This is a genomic window from Streptomyces sp. PTY087I2 (assembly GCF_001687325.1).
Lineage (GTDB): Bacteria > Actinomycetota > Actinomycetes > Streptomycetales > Streptomycetaceae > Streptomyces.
Window position 1 is genome coordinate 1 of record NZ_LZRD01000073.1, and the last position, 1,919, is coordinate 1,919.

1 protein-coding gene is annotated in these 1,919 nt (G+C 68.2%); it reads right to left on the reverse strand.

Features of this window, described 5'->3' with window-relative positions; translation table 11 throughout:
* A partial coding sequence (locus A3Q37_RS35080) for a condensation domain-containing protein (RefSeq protein ID WP_141693647.1) occupies positions 1-1,919 on the reverse strand: 1,919 nt, incomplete at both ends.

Genomic DNA, 1,919 nt, shown 5'->3' on the forward strand with positions numbered 1-1,919 from the left:
CGGGGGGCGTGTTCGGTGTCGGTGATGAGCAGGGCGGGCGCGGCGTCGTCGAGGATGTAGCTGATCCGGTCGGCCGGGTAGTCCGGGTCGACGGGCAGGTAGGCGGCTCCGGCCTTCATCACGGCGAGCTGGGCGACCGCGATGTCCACCGACCGGGGCAGCGCGAGCGCCACGATCTGCTCTCGGCCCACCCCCCGCTCGATCAGCAGATGCGCCAGCTGATTGGCACGCTCGTTGAACTCCTCGTAGATATAGGTCACTTCGGGAGATTCCAGAGCTGTGGCCCGCGGCGCACGGATCACCTGGGATTCGAACAGCCCCGGGAAGGTCACCGGCTCGACGGACCGCGAGGTGGCGTTCCACTCCACCAGAATCCGCTCACGCTCCCGCGCGGTCAGCACGTCGATCGTCGACACGGCCCGGTCCGGGTCGTCCAACGCCGCCTCCAGCAACTGGCCGAGACGTGCCGCCAGCACCTCGACCGACGCACGGTCGAAGAGATCGACCGCGAACTCGATCACACCCTCCAGCCCCGCGGGCGAACCGTCACCGGAGAACCGCTCCTCCAGCTCGAAGGAGAGATCGAACTTGGCCGTGTCGAGCGCCACCGGCAGCGGGGACGCGGGGACACCACCCAACTTGGTCTCGATGACAGGGGTGTTCTGCATCGACAGCATGACCTGGAAGAGCGGGTGCCTGGCCATGGAACGAGCCGGGTTGAGTTCGTCGACGAGGCGTTCGAAGGGGACGTCCTGGTGGGCGTAGGCCGCCAGGTCCGTCTCCTTCACCCGGTCGACGAGCTCGCGGAAGGTCGGGTTTCCGGAGAGGTCGGTGCGCAGCACGAGGGTGTTGACGAAGAAGCCGACGAGATCGTCGAGCGCTTCGTCGGTGCGTCCGGCCACCGCCGTACCGATCGGGATGTCCTCACCTCCGCCGACCTTGCCCAACAGGGCGGCGATGGCGGCCTGGAGGACCATGAAGACGGTCCCTCCCGCATCACGTGCCAGATCGGCAGCAGCACGCTGGAGGCCGGGCCCGAAGTGCATGGGCACCCGCTCACCGCGGTAGCTCATCTCCGCCGGCCGCGGCCGGTCGGTGGGGAGGGCCAGCTCCTCCGGGAGGTCCGCGAGCGTGGTGCGCCAGTGGTCCAGCTGACCGGCCAGGACGCTCTGCGGATCGTCCTCGTCGCCGAGGATCTCGTCCTGCCAGAGGGTGTAGTCGGCGTACTGGACCGGCAGCGGCTGCCACTCGGGGGCGTCCCCGGCGCTGCGCGCGGCATAGGCGGTGGACAGATCCTTCGACAACGGCGCGTTGGACCAACCGTCACTGGCGATGTGGTGGACGACCAGCAGCAGCACATGGTCGCCCTCCGATACCCGGAACAGGTGGGCACGGAAAGGAAGTTCGACTGCCAAGTCGTAGGAGGCCGAGGCGGCTCGGCTGAGTGCCGCCCCGAGTTCTTCGGTGGTCACGTCGGTGACCGTGAGGTCGAGGGTTGCTTCTTCGGGGGTGTGGATTTCCTGGCGGGGGTGGCCGTCGGTGTCGGGGAATGTGGTGCGCAGGCTCTCGTGCCGGGTGATGACGTCGTTCAGCGCCGCACGCAGGGCCGGCACATCCAGCCCGCCGGAGAGCCGCAGGGAGAGACCGGTGTTGTAGTTGCCGCCCGAACTCTCCAGTCGGTTGATGAACCAGAGGCGGCGTTGGGCGGGGGAGAGGGGGATGTGGTGGGGGCGTGGTTGGGGGGTGAGGTGGGGTCGGGTGGTGGGGGTGGTGGTGTCGAGGTGGTGGGCGAGTCCGGCGACGGTGGGGGTTTCGAAGATGGTGCGGACGTCGAGTTCGGTGTTGAGTGTGGTTCGGATGCGGCTGATGAGGCGGGTGGCGAGGAGGGAGTGTCCGCCGAGGTTGAAGAAGTTGTCGTC